We start from the raw sequence: 16,519 nt of genomic DNA, 5'->3' as shown, positions 1-16,519 counted from the left end.
AATAACTACCCGAAAACCTAGGGATAATAATGCGTGCATAATCCACTATTGGGATGTCATCTTAATAGAGCTTGGCTATAAGTCAGTATTTACGCGGGGTCTGGTTGAAGTGGTCAAGCTCGCTCCGGTGAGAACGCTTCAATCCGAGGTTTCTACGCCAAAACGGCAGTTTTGAACCGGAATCACCGATTTCTGCAAATCCATGACATTGACAGGTGCTGAGCTGGTGCCTTCACTCAGTCCTCAAGTCATGAGAGAACGGGGGTGTGTATGGACGTGTTTAGTGGTGATGAATACATAGCGTTGGCCTTACGCCTACACCATGGGCTTTCTGATATTCAAGGCGATGACGTGCCACTGTTCGAGCGTTTCATCGCTAACGGCTGGGCGACGGGTGAACCGAGTGACGTAAGTGGTCAGCGCACCTACTCCAACGCAATGTTGCTTCCTGTGTGCTACAAGGCGTTGAACCTGACTCCTGAGAGGCTGGTATCATCAAACGACCGTTAAGCGATACCGTCCATCCGATGGTCACACCGGTATCATAAAATACGGGTTTACAGGTTTGTTGATACCATTGCATGATGATCCCTCTATTGTTGATACCCCACGAACGGCGTGGGCATACCTAGGAGGGAGAGTAAATGAGTCGTCTATTCGGATACGGTCGTGTCAGTACGACGGAGCAGAACACCGACAACCAACTGGTGGCGCTCACCTCCAAGGGTTTCGATATCAAGCCCACCCGCTGGTTCTCTGAACAAATCAGTGGTGGCGTACCAGCCCTCCAACGTCCCCAGTTCAGCAAGATGGCCGAACGCATGGAAACGGGGGACACGTTGGTGGTGCTGAAACTGGATCGCCTAGGCCGTGACGTGCAAGACGTTCTCGCCACAGTTGAGAAACTGGCAAAGGATGGTATCCATGTCCGTAGTCTTGACCTTGACGGTGTAGACCTCACCAGTGCAGCCGGAAAGCTCCAGCTAACAGTTCTCGCAGCAGTTGCAGCCTTTGAGCGTGATCGAATCAAGGAGCGCACCAGAGAGGGCCTTGCAAGGTCGAGCAAGAAGGGTGGTCGTCCAGTGGCTACCGACACCACGGAAGCAGTGCAGAAGCTCAAGGTTAAAGGCATGACACAGGCTCAGGCAGCAGCCGAACTCAAGGTGAGCCTGCCCACCATCAAGAGACATTGGAACAAGGTTTGAATTAGACCCTGTACACCCACATCAGCCCGCCTTGAGCGGGCTTTGTTGTCTTTGTAGTGCATCCATCTTCGCTGAGGTTGCACGCCTCTGACAGCGTCAGAGAGCGCTACAGGGCGACTGTCTTTATTTTGAATTCATCCCACTCTACCCTTCGCTCAGACGTGGTCTGCTCAACACTTCTGAGAGAACTCAGAGCTACAGCTTATTTTTCCACCCCTGCACACAGACCACCCCCACCTAGTGCAAAGTCTAAAACGGCGGGGGTCAGGATCTGGGAAATTCGCGTCTTACTTTTTGCAAGGGAAGGCTTGCTGTAGTGCCATTAACATGAGGAAGCCGTCGTCGAGATTGAGCTTTTCTGGGTAGGACTTCATGAATTTGACGGCAATGCGGGCAGCCTGAATATTCGGCGGTGCGGGTGTCGGGAGGCAGGTTTGATATTATCTAGGGAATGTTGGGTTAGTAATTCCGCGAAGGCTGCTAACACCGCTGATTACTCCCATGCAGTAACCGGGGCCATATCCCCCACCTTCTTTGCCGTCACTGTCTATGAACCTAATCATTGCCTGACACTGCTTCAGTAACTCATTGCCATCCGCCAAGGCTTGCCCACATCCCAGCGCTGCCACCAGTGCAACCGCTACCGCTGTCCCTGCTCTCATGATGGCTCTCTATCGGCGTGTGTAATCGGCTGAGCTTACATTCTCGTTAAGCACCGTGCCATCACGTCACACGTTGAACCTGGCCTATCCTTTTCTAATCGGTGGTGGCGCTACCACGACAGCCGCCCCGGTAACTTCCGAGACCGCCTTCACCAGCGTGTCGATAGACCACGGCTTGCCTAAGAATTTGATACCCGGTGGCATCTTCACGTAGCTCTCTGCCCAACCGCTGGTGACAATTGCAGAGATGGAGGGCCATTTGCTCCGTATCATTTCAACGAGTTCCGCCCCTTGAACAGAGCCCGGTAGTCCATGGTCGGCAATGACCAAAGCAAATTGGGCATGCGATTCCAGCAGGTGCATGAGCGCATCGTCTGCGTTCGAGAAGCCTTCACATTCGGCTCCCACTTCTTCCAATATGTCCGTCATGAGCGTACGAAGCATTTCTTCATCTTCAATGACGATCACTTTGCCATTGATAGGCGACAGCTTGTAGTTCACATCCACGGTGGTCATCCAAGCTTTTTTAGGGTGGTCAGTGTTTCACCTTCGGTTCGCTTGGTCTACGGTGCAAGGATGGAGCTTATGCGCCAATCGCCTTAGAATTACAGTTTTAATGCTCTCGTGGAATAGAGTCGCATTATAAAAGGCGAAGCCCCCGCTCTTGATTTTGCCCTTCACGTTGTCAGCTCCGCTGACGGGGGCCACCCTCGACCGTAGGTCACGAGTAATCCTGACAGCGTTCGCTGTCGTGTCTGCACGGAAGACGAGACCAAAGGCACAAGCTGATTTGTGTAGATGGTGTGTATGGTCGAGGTGAACTCGTTCCGTTGAGGTGTTCCCGCTGCTGAGTTAGTCATGACCTGCGGTCGAGGGTGATTCCCGTCAGCGACGCTGACATTTTAATCAGTTGGTATGGCGGGTAGCTTAGCGACGGCGTCGAACTTCTGTTTAGGTGATGATCCATTCGAATATACGTCGAACGTCACCGTTCCTGTTTCATGACCTACAAGCTCCTTGATCAACCTGTCAGGTATGTCTGCACGTACCAGTTGAGTGATTACCGTCGCCCTAATGCTGTGGAACACGCGGGTACGATCAAAGCCCAAGGTGGTTTTCAGCCTACCAAACGCCTTACTCAATGCGTCCGACCGAATCCCGTATTTGTTGTTGCTGTCAGTCGGCACCAGATAGCCGTCCGTGGAAGCTTCGGCGAGTCGATCCACGAGTGCCGTTAGCTTGGGATGCACTGGCACCTGTCGAATTCCCGCTACTGTCTTCGAATCCACGATATCGAACATCGTCACCCCGTCCACGGTAATCAGATGTTCCTTGCGAAGCTGGCACAGTTCCTCAATGCGAGCGCCGGTATACCCGCCCAGCAAGATCAAGTCTGGTAGCGCGCCGAGATCCTGTTCCTGCGCTGCTTTGTATAGGGTGCCCACTTCCTCAACGGTGAACGCCTTCCGTTTCGCGTCGAGTTTGGCCTTGCCTTTGAGTGAGGGTAGGGTGTGTTTTTCGAACGGGTTCACATGCCCTTTGAAGGTCTGTCGCCACTGTGGCTCATGCGTCGTTGCCCATCGCCAGAGTTGGCTACCAGCGAGCAGGTATTGCTGCTTGGTTTTCGAGCTGAGTTTCATGCCCTGTAGCCAAGCACTCACCGAATCAAAGTCGAGCTTGGTGCCGGTCGTTTGCAGATGCTCCGACAGATTCAACAGCTTCGACTCTTGTTGATTCACCGTCTTCAGTGCGACGTGATGTTCAAGCCTGTAGGTGCGGAATGAGGCTAACCGTGCCTTCGTAATCGGCGAGCGGGCTTTGTAGCTGGCGGGATCTTTTACCAGTGTGCTCAGTTCCTGGCCCTGCTCGCTGGTGAGCTTGTAGTCAGTGCCAAGAAGCTTTTGCAGCATGTCCTTGAGCCCTTTATTCAGTTCATCCTGAATGTTGATACGTCCCTCGATACCATCCTTGAGGTGATCGCCTACAAGCATCCGTATGGATTCCTTGAACCGAGGGCTGTTCATCAGCTTTGCTTTGAAAGCTGGATCGACATCCGGTAACGGTGGGGCTGGCTCACCAACAAGCGCTCGCTTTTGCCCTTGGGTGATTGCATCCAAATCTTCAAGGGTCTGCACTACGTCTTCTTGCCAACCGTCCCCCAGTAACTTGCCATCGCGAATGGCGTTTATCTGGCTCCACCATGCGTGCAGGATGGGTAATCGCAGGTGTAGCGCTTCCGAGCGCGATCCCGTCTTGAGAGTCTGTGACAGGATACGACGACCGCCGAATGCAGCCTGTACATCTTTTGGTATGTCCAGTCGCACATGATACGTGCCGCCTTGCAGTTGCAGATTGTTGGCCTTGGGCATGGTCGCTTTCTCCGTTTTTCTACGTAAAGATTCTACGTAAAATCACCGGGAAAGCCAGTAAATACGGTATTTGTTGAGCTTGGTGGTTGCGTATGGTGAGTCCCTATCTCTCCGCCATTACATAGAAAAAGCCCCGTAGATGAAAATCTACGGGGCTTTTTTGTTTGCGTCGCGTTAACGAGTAAATATGAAAAAAGCCCCACAGACTCAAAGCCTGTGGGGCTTTTGCATTTCTGCGGGATCTACATCACCCCGCGCCTCCAACCAATCAAGGCTGCGAGTGGCCCAACTTGCGCTTGATCAGTTCATACACATCCTTATGCGTCGAGTTGTGCAGCGTCTTGTCCTTGCAGGCCGAGCTGAGGAAGGTTTTCACTTCTTCCTTGGCGTGCGGGTAGAGGCTGGCGACGTAGTCGGCTTCGTGTGCTTGTGTGCAGTTAAAGTGCATGTCGTCTTTCGCTTTGTCTCTGGCCATGTCTGCGGCTCCTTTTTGAGTGTGAATGATCGGGAGAAAACAGGGCCGGATGGCCCCCTGCATTGCTGAGCGTAGGGGTGCAGCGGTGGCCCGCCAGTCATTCGGTCAAAAAAGGAAGTGGCTGTAGGACGCTGCCTTTTTCCGATTCGCGCGCTTAAATTTCCTTGACCGGGGTTTCGCCCTGTACCGCTTTGATCAGCTCGATCACGTGCAGGCAATCCGCTTTGTTCACGTACGATTCGCCGCTGGCGATGGTTTCGTGATTGCCCGCGCGCAGCCTCCAGCGCCATTGGCCTTTGCCGGTGGTTGGGGTGCCGCGGGATTGCCTGTAAATCTCGAAATACATTCAGTTCGCTCCATGCGATAGACGTGTGCGCCAGCCTGTGTGGCGCATCGACGCAAGCCTAGCGCAGGCGGGTTTTTTGGCTACCGGACATTTGTTTCCAATCGTTGGCGGATGTTTCTGAAAGGCACAGACCAGAGCCCTCGAAGCGGTTGACGGTCAGCGGACGCATCGTGGCGATGGACGCCGCCCCCAACTGCTTTCTACACTGCCGGCAGTCTGGGGATCGGGGAGCAATGGATGAACCGCAATGAACTACGCAAGGCCGACATCAACCTGATGGTGGTGTTCGAGACCTTGATGCTGGAACGCAACGTAACCCGGGCAGCCGAGAAGCTGTTTCTTGGCCAGCCGACTATCAGTTCGGCGCTCAATCGTCTGCGCACGATGCTCAACGATCCACTGTTCATCCGCGTCGGCCATCGCATGGAACCGACGGCTCGCGCTGAAGATATTTTCCGCCACCTGAAGCCGGCGCTGGATTCGTTGTCGGTGGCGCTGAGCCTGACACGCGATTTCGACCCGGCTGTGAGCACCATGACCTTCCGCATCGGTCTGTCCGATGACGTCGAGTTCGGTCTGCTGCCGCCGCTGCTGCGCGCCTTGCGTCAGGAAGCGCCGAACGTGGTGTTTGTGGTGCAGCACGTCGATTACTGGCGCATTCCCGATCTGCTCGCCGCCGGTGACATCACCGTCGGCATCAGCCAGACCCGTGGCTTGCCGGCGAATGCCAAGCGCAAACTGCTGCGACACATTCAACCGAGCATCCTGCGCGCGGATGCTTCCGACACGCCGCTGACCCTCGACGAATATTGCGCGCGACCGCATGTGCTGGTTTCCCACACGGCGAATGTCAGTGGTTTCGCGGATGAGTGGCTGGCGGAACTGGGCCGCACCCGGCAGGTGGTGCTGTCGGTGCCGCAGTACAGCGCGTTGCCGGCGTTGTTGGCGGGCACCGATCTGATCGCCAGCCTGCCGGATTACACGGCGGCAGCGATGGCCACTTCGGGGTTGCTGTTCAAAGAGCCGTTCCCGTTCAAAACGCCGACGCTGGACTTGTCGATGGTCTGGCTCAGCCACGTCGACAGCGACCCGGCCGAGCGCTGGCTGCGTTCCCGGCTGGAGCAGTTCATGAGTGAACGGCCGGTCACCCCGCACTAACTGACACCGCAAATCCGCTTGTGGGAGCGGGCTTGCTCGCGAAAGCGCCGGGTCAGGCGATGCATTTGTAGCTGATCCACCGCCTTCGCGAGCAAGCCCGCTCCCACAGGAGATTTTCGCTAAGCCGGTCATTGAGCGCTGGTATAAATCTTCGTCCGACAGTCCGGAAAAAGCCGCGGAAGGGTAGGGCAGGGCTGTGTTATACGTACGACCTTTCTGCCGCCCGACTGGAGCCTCCCGATGCCACACCTGCACATGGAATACACCGCCAACCTGCCGCAGCTGAACGCCGACGTCGCGTTGATTCGCCTCAATAACACGCTGGTGGGTTCTGGTCAGTTCGCGGCGGAGTTTGATATCAAGAGCCGTGCGTTGAAGGTCGAAACCTTCAAGGTTGGCACGGCCATGAGCGAGCGCGGTTTTGTGGCGGTGAAGTTGGCGTTGCTCAGCGGGCGTTCAGCGGAGACCAAAAAACAGCTGTCGCAAAGTCTCTTGGCCGTGCTGCAGGATCTTTGTGAATGGCCGGCCGGTGTCGAGGTGCAGCTGAGTGTCGAGCTGATCGATATCGATCGCGAGTCCTACACAAAAACGGCCATCGGCGTGTAGGAATCAGGCCGCTTGCAGTTCACTGCAGACCTTGACCACTTGTTCGCGCAGCCAGACGTTGGCGCTGTCCTGATCAACGCTCTGGCTCCATTGCATGTCGAGGGTGAACCCCGGCAAACCGTTCGGCGCCTCACAGTGATTGAACACCGCATCGTTGGTCAGTAACCGCTGAATCCGCCGTGGCAGGGTGAGGATGAAATCGGTGCCAGTGATCATCTTCAACGCCGCGCTGTAACTGTTCGAACGCGCGACGATCTGACGTTTCTGCGCCTGTCGCGCCAGCCAGCCATCAACCATATTCGTCGTCGACGTCCACGGCGTCGGGAACACATGCCTGCGCTCGGTAAACGCTTGCAGGCTCAGGCGCGGTTCCAGCGGCGTCGCGCGTTTATCGAAGACGCAGACCAGGTCATCTTCCAGCAACATGCGCGACTTCAAGTCCGTGTGGTGGCGGTGGAAGTTGGGGCCGAAACTGATGACCAGATCGAGGCTGCCATCGCGCAACTCATCGGCGGGCACATCGGTTTCGAACTTGTGCATGTTGACCATCACTGGCAAGTCATCGAAGTCGAAGCGCTTCAACAGGCGCGGCAAAATCAGTTGTTCGAAGTATTCCGGGGCGCAGATGTTGAAAGTGACCGCTTGCTGGCTCGGGTCAAATGTCGGTGCGCCGGCGTGGCAGAGGTTGATGCTTTCGAGGATTTTCTGCACATGGCCGTACATGCTGCTGGCCTTGTAGGTCGGGCGCATGCCGGTGCGGGTGTTGATGAAGAGTTCGTCTTCGAAACTGGTGCGCAGTTTTTTCAGGCAGTAACTGACGGTGGACTGACTGACGAACAACGTTTCCGAGACCTCGGTGACGCTGCTCTGCTCATACACGGCGATAAACACCATGAGATCCTGCATGTCGAGCTTTCGAAGCAAGTTACTGTTCAGCATCCGTTCCGTCCCGCTGTGCTCCTTGCGCTGAATCCGCGCAAACGTGTGCGAATGATCCTAACGGAACGATGGTGCAAGGACAAAGGCTTGTAGGGCGTTTCACGGACAGTTGTGGGACAGATAGTTTTAGCAACACGACGTTACCGATGAAACCGTGGAAAGCTGGCCAGAGGCCTGTAGCCCGATCACTGGAAGTGTTGCGAATAACGTCGCGGATCGAAGCGCAACACCATCAACGCCATGATCACCATCACGCCGGTCAGCGACCACCATGCCCATTCGAAACTGCCCAGTTGATCGCGGATCATCCCGGCGAGCAGCGGCGACAGGCCGGCAATCAGATAGCCGATGCCTTGCACGAAAGCGGTCAGGCCGCCGGCGCGTTGCGGGTTGTCGAGGTGATCGAGGGAGACGATCAGGCTCATCGGAAACAGTCCGCCGATGCCCAGACCCAACAGGCAGGGCCACAGCAGGCTGAGGTGTTGCGGGCTGAGGATCAGGCCGCAGAAACCGGCGATGATCAGTCCAAGGAGGGCCATCAGTATGATGCGTCGGTCGCGGCTGCGATTGGCGATGGCTGGCACTACCAGGCCGGAAATCACCTCCATGGCTGTCAGAAAACCTAACAGCAGGCCGGCGTTTTGTTCGCTCCAGCCTTTCTCCACGTAGTACGGCGCCAGCCAGGCGAGGACGCAGGTGTAGGACGCAGTGCCCAAGCCGAAGAAGATTGCGAGTAACCAGGCGCGGGAATGTTTGAAGAAGGTTTCTTTTCTGACTGAAGTGTTCGCGGTCGCAGGCAGGTTGCCGCGTTGCGACCACCAGAACAGCAAAGCCAACATTGCCAGGATTGCCCAAACGGCCAGTGCCATCCGCCAACTGCCGGTGCTGATAAGCACCAACGGTGCGAAGGACGCAGCAATGGCGGCGCCGCCCATGATCGAGGTGACGTACAAACCCATGCACAGGGCGACGTTGTCGGGGAAACGCGATTTGATCAATGCCGGCATCAACGCCTGAATCAGTGCAATGCCGATGCCGGCCAGAATCGCGCTGACAATCAACTCGGCGGCGGAATCGACAAACAACCGCGACAACGTGGCCAGACCGATCAGCAGCAACGACCACAGCACCGTGCGTCGTTCACCCAGACGCTGGCTGATGCCGATGCCAAAAAACATCGCCAGTCCCATGGCCATCACCGGCAGCATGGTCAGCAGCGAGGCGAGGCTGAAGCTCAACGGGATGTCGCCGCGAATCGCCGACAGCAATGGCCCGACCGCCGCCATCGAAGGGCGCAAATTGAGGGCTACCAGCATGACGGCGAGCATCAGCCAGACAGCGGGACGGGCAGTGGCGCGGACGTTTTCCATCATCAAACCTTGGGGCAGGGCAGATGATTAGGCGCGGCGCCCTATGATTCGGGCAAACCAGAAAACCGACAGGCCTACCTAAAAACTCGATACCTCCACAATTCCCCTTGTGGGAGCGGGCTTGCTCGCGAAGGCGTCCTGTCAGTCAAAACAGATGTTGGCAGACAGACCGCTTTCGCGAGCAAGCCCGCTCCCACATAAAAGCCAGATCCGTGTTTCGTTGAATAAAAGCTGAACCATTCCCAAATACTCCACAAGTTTCAGACTTTGCTCTCAGTCCAACTAATCGTTGGCGTCTTTTTCACAAAAAATTGATGGTTGCCTGCCTAAAGTTTGTCATGCCTTGGTTAATGAATTTTTCACAACTAACCAAGGGTTCTTTTCAGGAACTGCCCCTCATCATGTTGAAGTTAAAAGCCGTGCGCCCGGAATGGGTGACGTTGATTGCCAGCGCCTTTCTTTTGATCGGTTTTAACGTTGTGCTCTGGCAGCACCTGTTCGACATCACCGCGTCAGACGGCAAAGGCATTGCCATGCGCGTGGCGTTCGGGGTGATGATCTTCGCGGCGTTCAACATCGTGTTGACCTTTCTGGCCTTCCGCCCGCTGCTTAAACCGGTATTGACGCTAATATTTCTGATCAGCGCCGGTGTGGCTTATTTCATGAGCCAGTATGGCGTCATGATTGACCCGGGCATGTTGCGTAACTTTGCCGAAACCAATGCCACCGAAGTACGAGACCTGCTCTCGTTAAAGTTGTTTGTGTATATTTTCTTTCTAGGTGTTTTGCCGTCGTTGTTGTTGTGGAAGCTGCCGATTAATTATCGGCGCTGGCACCGCGAGTTGTTCAGCAAAGTTATTGTCAGTGTGGCCTCGGTGGCGGTGATTGGTGGTGTGGCATTGGCCAACTATCAGGGTTTGTCCTCGTTATTTCGCAACCACCACGAAATTCGCTTGATGTTGGTGCCGAGCAACTACATTGGTGCGGCGGCCGGCTACCTGCGTGAGCAAGTGGCCTCGGCCGAGCAACCGTTCGTCAAAATCGGCGAGGACGCCGAGCGCAATCCCGATGTAAAACTTGAGCCGCGCAAATCCCTGACTGTATTGGTGGTCGGCGAAAGTGCCCGCGCCGAGAACTTCGGCATCCTCGGCTATAACCGTGACACCACACCAAAACTCGACAAGGAAACCGGGCTGATCGCGTTTACCGACGTGCATTCCTGCGGCACGGAAACTGCCGTCTCGGTGCCGTGCATGTTCTCTAACATGGGCCGCAAGAACTACGATGCGAGCAAGGCAAAGAACGAGGAAGGCCTGCTCGACGTACTCAAACGGGCCGGCATCGATGTGATCTGGCGCGATAACCAGTCCGGCTGCAAAGGCACGTGTGATCGCGTCACCGTGCAGGATGTCAGCAACCTGAAAGACCCGGCACTGTGCGCCAACAGCGAATGCCGCGACGAAATTCTGCTGCAAGGGCTGCAAAGCTTTATCGATCACCTGGACAAAGACACCGTGCTGGTTCTGCACCAGATGGGCAGTCACGGTCCGGAATACTTCAAGCGTTATCCAAAGGAGTACGAGCACTTCACGCCGGTCTGTGAAAGTAACGCCCTGAACAATTGCAGCCGCGAAAGTATCGTCAACGGTTACGACAACACGCTGGTGTACACCGACCATGTGCTGTCGAGTCTGATCGATGTGTTGCGCAACAATCAGGACAAAGTCGATACCGCGATGTTGTACCTGTCCGATCACGGCGAGTCGCTGGGTGAGTACAACCTGTTCCTGCATGGCACGCCGTATATGCTGGCGCCGGAACAACAGAAGCACGTGGCGATGCTGGCGTGGTTCTCCGACAACTATCAAAAGTCCTACTCGGTCGACACCCATTGCCTGCAAATGAGCCGCGATAAACCGCTGAGTCAGGACAACCTGTTCCACTCGATGCTCGGTTTGCTCGAAGTGAAGAGTTCGGTGTATGAACCGGATCTGGACATATTCGCCGGTTGCCGCGGGTCAGTGATCGACGGCGTGCTGGCCAAGGACTGAAGCATTCCCCTGTAGGAGCTGCCGCAGGCTCGGGCCGCGATCGGACGATCTTTTGATCTTCAAAAGCAGGATCAAAAGATCGCAGCCTTCGGCAGCTCCTACAGTTAATGGCCACGTTTGATCCTTCTGTCAGACTATTCTTGCCCATTGGCAGGACATTTCGTTACAGCTCTTGCCCTTCGCAGGCGCGAAAATCGCCGGTGGCGATATATACTGCGCGCCATTCTTCAAGGGAGAGCCGTGTGGCCATCGATATTCACTGGATTCGCGACAACGAAAGCCTCGCGCAGTTTTGCGCCGAGTGGCAGCAGCTGCCGTTCGTTGCCCTCGACACCGAATTCATGCGGGTCGACACCTTCTACCCGATTGCCGGCCTGTTGCAGATTGGCGACGGTAAACGCGCCTACCTGATCGATCCGCTGACCATCAATGCCTGGCAACCGCTGGCTGCGCTGCTGGAAAATCCGGCGGTGCTGAAAGTCCTGCACGCCTGCAGCGAAGACCTCGAAGTGCTGTTGCGTCTGACCGGTAGCCTGCCGGCGCCGATGTTCGACACACAATTGGGCGCGGCCTATCTGAACCTCGGTTTCTCGATGGGTTATTCGCGTCTGGTGCAAGCGGTGCTGGGCATCGAACTGCCGAAGGGCGAAACCCGTTCCGACTGGTTGCAGCGTCCGTTGTCCGACACGCAGATCAGCTACGCCGCTGAAGATGCCGTGCATCTCGCGGAAGTTTTCGTACAGCTGCGACCGAAACTGTCCGACGACAAGTTCGCCTGGGTGCTGGAGGACGGCGCCGAACTGGTGGCCAACCTGCGCCGCGAAACCGATCCGTACGAGGTTTACCGCGAAGCCAAACTGGCGTGGAAACTCTCCCGTGCACAGCTCGCGGTATTGCGTGAGCTGTGCGCATGGCGTGAAACCGAAGCGCGTGCCCGTGACTTGCCGCGCAACCGCATCGTTCGTGAGCATTCGCTGTGGCCGTTGGCTCGCACGCAACCGGACAACCTCGCCGCGCTGGGCAAGATCGAAGACATGCACCCGCGTACCGTGCGTCAGGACGGTCAATTTCTGCTTGATCTGATCAAGCGCTCTGGCAGTGTGGGCCCTGATCAATGGCCGCCTGCCGTGCCGGAGCCGTTGCCGATCGAAGCTGCTGCGTTGATCAAACAATTGCGTGCGCTGGGTCAGGCCGAGGCCGAGCGCCTCGACATCGCGCCGGAACTGATGCTACGCAAGAAAACCCTCGAAGCGCTGGTCAAAAGTGGCTACCCCGAGGGTCCTTACCAATTGCCTGAGTCGCTGCGTGGCTGGCGCCGCGAACTCATGGGTCAGACGCTGCTCGACAGCCTGGCCACCGCCGGAGAACAGCCTTGAAACGTATTTGTTCCATCTACCAAAGCTCGAAGCGCAGCGGCATGTACCTTTACGTGCTGAAAAGTGATGCACTCGAGCGCGTGCCGGAAGCGCTGATGCTGGCGTTCGGCAAGCCGAAACATTCATTTGACCTGGTGCTGTCGCCTGAGCGCAAATTGGCCAGCGAAGACATCGTCGTCGTGCTGGAAAACCTCGACAAGCAGGGCTATCACCTGCAAATGCCGCCGGCCGAGGACGAGTACATCGAGCACTTGCCCGAAGAGTTGCTGCGACGCAACGACCCGGTCTGATCTGCGAGGCCCTGTTCTGGGCCTCGATTAACCCTGGAACTGTTTTTACCGCGACGGTCGCCCGACATCCGGCGACCGTCTGCACGGTTTGCGAAAGGTTTGAAGATGCGCGTTCTGATTGCCGAACACGACCACGCGATATACGCCCGGCTGCTGCGTCAGGCAGTGCCCGAGCTTGAAGTGCTGACCAGTGGCGACTCCGCCGAACTGGCGCGGCTGGCCGCTGATTGCCCGGTGTGGCTGGGTCAGCCGGATCTGCTGGCGACCCTGTTGCGTCAGGGCCACCAGCCACAATGGCTGCAATCGACCTGGGCCGGCATCACGCCGCTGCTTGCCGATGGCTTGCGCCGCGATTATCGCCTGACCCGCGCCGTAGGCATTTTCGGCCAGGTGATGGCTGAATACGTTTTGACCTACATGCTCGGTCACGAGCGCGAGGTATTGGCGCGACTGGTCAGCCAGGTCGAGCGCAAGTGGGACAACCGCACCGGTCAGAGTCTGGTCGGGCGCAAAGTCTTGATCGTCGGAACTGGCGACATCGGCCAGAGCGTGGCGCAGTTCCTGCTGCCGTTCGGCGTCGAGTTGTACGGCATCGCCAGCAGTGCTCGCGAGCAGGCGCCGTTCGTTGAAGTCGCTTCGATGGCGGATCTGCCACGGCTGGTCGGCGAAGTGGATTACGTGGTCAATCTGCTGCCGAACACCGAACATACCCACGATATCTACGACGCGGCGTTGTTCAAGCAATTCAAGCCGACCGGATTGTTCATCAACGTCGGGCGCGGTGTGGCCGTGGTTGATGCGGATCTGGTCGAGGCGCTGAAGGAAGGGCACCTGGCGGGTGCGGTGATTGACGTTTGCCGTCAGGAGCCGTTGCCGCAGCGTCACCCATTCTGGACGGCGTGGGGCTTGCTGCTGACCGGGCACAGCTCGGCACCGACTTCACCGGCGTTGATGGTGCAGTTGTTCGTCGACAACCTGAAGGCCTATCAGGCGAGCGAGATATTGCGCGGCGAAGTGGATTTCAATCGCGGGTATTGAGTTGGCATCAAAAGATCGCAGCCTGCGGCAGCTCCTACAGAGGTACATATTCCCCTGTAGGAGCTGCCGAAGGCTGCGATCTTTTGCTTTTAGAGGGTGAAGTCGCCTTCAGCTGCCAGTTCGCTCAACGGACGACGCGGGCTTGGCTCTTCGCGTGCTTGCAGGTAATCCGCCAGCGTTGCCTTGTCACCCAGTTTGCCTACCGCAACAGCGGCATGCAGCGCATAACCTTCAGGAATATTCAGCTCCTTGCGCGTCAGCTCCTGATCGAAGCCGGCCATGCCGTGGGTGTGCCAGCCGCTGATGCTCGCTTGCAGCGCCAGATGGCCCCACGCCGAACCCGTGTCGAAGGTGTGCCACAACGCCGGGGTTTCTTCCGTCGCACCCGGTGCCGTAAAGGTGGTTTTCGAGATCACGATCACCAGTGCCGACGCATGCTGCGCCCAGCTACGGTTGAATTCATTGAGCAGACCCAGATAACGCTGCCAGTTCGGCGTGTCGCGGCGCGCGTAGAGGAAACGCCATGGCTGCGAGTTGTACGCCGACGGTGCCCAGCGGGCGGCTTCGAAGAAGCTCAGCAGGGTCTCTTCCGGGATCGCTTCGCCGGTGAAGGCGCGCGGCGACCAACGGTCGGTGAACTGCGGGTGAATGGCGTATTCGGCAACGCGAGGGTTGGCACTCATCAAGAGATTCCTGGCTACGTTTGAGTAAATGAATTCGAGGCAAAACCCTACTCGGCAGCGCTGAGGCTGACAAGCGCGATTTACCGACAGTCGCCAGCGCTTGGCCCGCGCGGCCCGGGGCACTAGACTGGCGGCCTTTCACCACCTGATGTTGATGCTTGAGCCATGGCCGCCGAAGTCGAACCGTTCTGGAAACACAAAACCCTTGATCAACTGGATCACCAGGAATGGGAATCGCTGTGCGACGGCTGTGGTCTGTGCTGCCTGCAAAAACTCGAGGATGAAGAAGACAACAGCGTTTATTACACGCGCATTGCCTGCAAACTGCTGGATCTGAACACCTGCCAGTGCAGCGATTACCCTAATCGCATCAAGTTTGTCCCGGATTGCATCCAGCTCACGCCGGGCCAGGCAGAAGAATTCAAATGGCTGCCGCCGACCTGCGGCTATCGACTGGTCAGCGAGGGCAAGGATCTGCCGTCGTGGCATCACTTGGTGAGTGGTGATCGCGAGGCGGTGCACCACGAACGAATTTCACAATCCGGGCGTATGCTCGCCGAAGGCAGCGTGCCGGAAGATGACTGGGAAGATCACCTGATTTTCCGCGCTGGCTAACGGGATAACCTGTAGCGAGGGAGCTTGCTCCCGATATTGAGTGCGCAGCACTCACACAATAATTCTGACTGCCACAAGGAGTGGGTATGGCTGTGGGTTTGCTGCGAGCGTTGCTGATCGGTCTGCTGATGTTCAGTGCGCCCGTCTGGGCAGCAAAAAAAGTCGATCTCGATTACCACATACGCCTGTTGCCACAGAGCGATCAGGCCGAAGTGCGCCTGACCCTGGCCAAAGGCGAAGCCGTGCGCAGCCTCGATTTCGACCTTGGCGACGGCAGCCATTACAGCGACTTCAAAGCCGATGGCCAATGGCTGTTGATTCCTGGCAAACACGTGCGCGGCGTCTGGCGCCCGACGAGTGCCAAGGCCAGCCTGACCTACCGCGTGCGCATCAGCCACGGCCGCAAAAACGGCAGCTTCGACACCCGCATGACGCCGAGCTGGGCGCTGCTGCGCGGTGATGAACTGGTGCCGCCAGCCAAACTCGATCAGCAGGACGGCACGGAACTGGTCTCGCGCCTGCAATTCGAATTGCCCGATGGCTGGAAAAGCGTCGAAACCGCCTGGCCAAGAATCGGCAAAAACAAATTCCGCATCGACAACCCTTCACGCCTGTTCGACCGCCCGACCGGCTGGATGCTCGCCGGCAAGCTCGGCAGCCGTCGCACGCGCCTGGGCGAAACCGAAGTCACCATCGCTTCACCGCAAGGGCAGGGCATGAGGCGCATGGATGTACTGACGTTGCTGACCTTCGTCTGGCCGCAGGTGCAGGCGGTTTATCCACGTCATCCGGCCAAGCTGCTGATCGTCGGTGCCAACGACCCGATGTGGCGCGGCAGCCTCGGTGCGCATGAGTCGATCTACGTGAACACGCGCTTGCCGCTGGTCAGTGAAAGCGGCAGCAGTGCGCTGATGCGTGAACTGGCGCAGGTGTTTGGGCGGATCAACGACGAGCAGCGCAGCGACTGGATCAGCGAAGGCTTTGCCGAGTATTACGCGATCGAACTGCTGCGCCGCGCCGGTGGCATGAGTGATGAGCGCTATCAGAGTTTGCAGGCGAAACTGGCCAGGGACAGCCAGAAAGTCGCGACGCTGCGCGGTGAGCAGATCAGCCCGGCGCAGGTGGCAAAAGCGGTGATTGTGTTGCAGGAACTGGATCGCGAGATTCGTTTGAAGACCCGCAATAAACGTTCGCTGGATGACGTGTTGCGCGGGGCGATGCATTTGGGGACGGTGAGTACTAAAGAGTTTGTGCAACTGGCTGAGAGCGTGCTCGGCGAGTCCTCTAAAGTCCTTGATTCTGAGTTACTGCAGTAATACCGCTTTCGCGAGCAAGC

Annotated in this window: 17 protein-coding genes and 1 pseudogene; 10 read left to right on the top strand and 8 right to left on the bottom strand. The window is 57.1% G+C overall.

The window, feature by feature from the left end; translation table 11 throughout:
* Positions 1–270 precede the first annotated feature (270 nt).
* Both KFS80_RS15150 and KFS80_RS15145 read left to right on the top strand, forming a co-directional pair.
* On the top strand, positions 271–510 hold the full coding sequence (locus KFS80_RS15150; protein WP_212545204.1) for a hypothetical protein: 240 nt from the start codon (positions 271–273) through the stop codon (positions 508–510).
* Positions 511–644: 134 nt separating this feature from the next.
* Entirely contained in the window at positions 645–1,205 is a 561-nt protein-coding gene (locus tag KFS80_RS15145) for a recombinase family protein (protein ID WP_212545203.1), read from the top strand.
* A gap of 287 nt (positions 1,206–1,492) precedes the next feature.
* On the opposite strand, the pseudogene KFS80_RS27320 reads toward KFS80_RS15145, so the two are convergent.
* The 5 genes and pseudogenes from KFS80_RS27320 to KFS80_RS15125 form a co-directional block, all read right to left on the bottom strand.
* Positions 1,493–1,627: pseudogene (locus tag KFS80_RS27320) on the bottom strand (hypothetical protein); the annotation flags it as partial.
* 324 nt (positions 1,628–1,951) lie between these two features.
* Complete coding sequence (locus KFS80_RS15140; RefSeq protein WP_218959308.1) at positions 1,952–2,383, bottom strand: response regulator; 432 nt, start codon at positions 2,381–2,383, stop codon at positions 1,952–1,954.
* Positions 2,384–2,769: 386 nt separating this feature from the next.
* Positions 2,770–4,236 (bottom strand): site-specific integrase, encoded by a 1,467-nt coding sequence (locus KFS80_RS15135; protein ID WP_212545202.1) that lies wholly within the window; start codon positions 4,234–4,236, stop codon positions 2,770–2,772.
* Positions 4,237–4,504: 268 nt separating this feature from the next.
* On the bottom strand, positions 4,505–4,711 hold the full coding sequence (locus tag KFS80_RS15130) for a hypothetical protein (protein ID WP_053118083.1): 207 nt from the start codon (positions 4,709–4,711) through the stop codon (positions 4,505–4,507).
* Positions 4,712–4,865: 154 nt separating this feature from the next.
* Positions 4,866–5,057 carry a YegP family protein gene (locus KFS80_RS15125; RefSeq protein ID WP_053118085.1) on the bottom strand — a complete coding sequence of 64 codons (192 nt, stop codon included), beginning with the start codon at positions 5,055–5,057 and terminating at the stop codon, positions 4,866–4,868.
* 237 nt (positions 5,058–5,294) lie between these two features.
* Between KFS80_RS15125 and KFS80_RS15120 the strand changes: the two genes are divergently transcribed.
* Both KFS80_RS15120 and KFS80_RS15115 read left to right on the top strand, forming a co-directional pair.
* A complete protein-coding gene (locus KFS80_RS15120) occupies positions 5,295–6,215 on the top strand; it encodes a LysR substrate-binding domain-containing protein (RefSeq protein ID WP_212545201.1) in 921 nt (306 codons plus the stop codon).
* A gap of 240 nt (positions 6,216–6,455) precedes the next feature.
* On the top strand, positions 6,456–6,821 hold the full coding sequence (locus KFS80_RS15115) for a 5-carboxymethyl-2-hydroxymuconate Delta-isomerase (protein WP_212545200.1): 366 nt from the start codon (positions 6,456–6,458) through the stop codon (positions 6,819–6,821).
* A 3-nt stretch (positions 6,822–6,824) separates the two neighbouring features.
* On the opposite strand, the gene KFS80_RS15110 is transcribed toward KFS80_RS15115, so the two are convergent.
* Entirely contained in the window at positions 6,825–7,760 is a 936-nt protein-coding gene (locus tag KFS80_RS15110) for a LysR family transcriptional regulator (RefSeq protein ID WP_053118090.1), read from the bottom strand.
* 185 nt (positions 7,761–7,945) lie between these two features.
* Complete coding sequence (locus KFS80_RS15105; protein ID WP_212545199.1) at positions 7,946–9,130, bottom strand: cyanate transporter; 1,185 nt, start codon at positions 9,128–9,130, stop codon at positions 7,946–7,948.
* 401 nt (positions 9,131–9,531) lie between these two features.
* Between KFS80_RS15105 and KFS80_RS15100 the strand changes: the two genes are divergently transcribed.
* The 4 genes from KFS80_RS15100 to KFS80_RS15085 all read left to right on the top strand — a co-directional run bounded on the left by KFS80_RS15100 (position 9,532) and on the right by KFS80_RS15085 (position 13,885).
* On the top strand, positions 9,532–11,181 hold the full coding sequence (locus KFS80_RS15100) for a phosphoethanolamine transferase (protein WP_212545198.1): 1,650 nt from the start codon (positions 9,532–9,534) through the stop codon (positions 11,179–11,181).
* A gap of 242 nt (positions 11,182–11,423) precedes the next feature.
* A complete protein-coding gene (rnd, locus tag KFS80_RS15095) occupies positions 11,424–12,557 on the top strand; it encodes a ribonuclease D (RefSeq protein WP_212545197.1) in 1,134 nt (377 codons plus the stop codon).
* Complete coding sequence (locus tag KFS80_RS15090; protein WP_007911350.1) at positions 12,554–12,847, top strand: YcgL domain-containing protein; 294 nt, start codon at positions 12,554–12,556, stop codon at positions 12,845–12,847. Before rnd ends, KFS80_RS15090 begins: the two co-directional genes overlap by 4 nt.
* A gap of 105 nt (positions 12,848–12,952) precedes the next feature.
* Positions 12,953–13,885, top strand: coding sequence for a D-2-hydroxyacid dehydrogenase (locus KFS80_RS15085; RefSeq protein WP_212545196.1), 933 nt, complete (start codon positions 12,953–12,955; stop codon positions 13,883–13,885).
* A gap of 89 nt (positions 13,886–13,974) precedes the next feature.
* Here the strand turns inward: KFS80_RS15085 and KFS80_RS15080 are convergent, their stop codons facing one another.
* On the bottom strand, positions 13,975–14,568 hold the full coding sequence (locus tag KFS80_RS15080) for a nitroreductase family protein (protein WP_053118102.1): 594 nt from the start codon (positions 14,566–14,568) through the stop codon (positions 13,975–13,977).
* Positions 14,569–14,733: 165 nt separating this feature from the next.
* Here KFS80_RS15080 and KFS80_RS15075 point away from each other — a divergent pair, with 165 nt between their 5' ends.
* Both KFS80_RS15075 and KFS80_RS15070 read left to right on the top strand, forming a co-directional pair.
* Entirely contained in the window at positions 14,734–15,183 is a 450-nt protein-coding gene (locus KFS80_RS15075; RefSeq protein ID WP_053118104.1) for a YcgN family cysteine cluster protein, read from the top strand.
* Positions 15,184–15,269: 86 nt separating this feature from the next.
* On the top strand, positions 15,270–16,499 hold the full coding sequence (locus tag KFS80_RS15070; RefSeq protein ID WP_212545195.1) for a hypothetical protein: 1,230 nt from the start codon (positions 15,270–15,272) through the stop codon (positions 16,497–16,499).
* Positions 16,500–16,519 lie beyond the last annotated feature (20 nt).

Origin of the sequence: Pseudomonas rustica, from assembly GCF_018336155.1 — a bacterium.
Classification (GTDB): Bacteria; Pseudomonadota; Gammaproteobacteria; order Pseudomonadales; family Pseudomonadaceae; genus Aquipseudomonas; species Aquipseudomonas rustica.
This window is presented reverse-complemented; position numbering and strand designations above follow the sequence as displayed.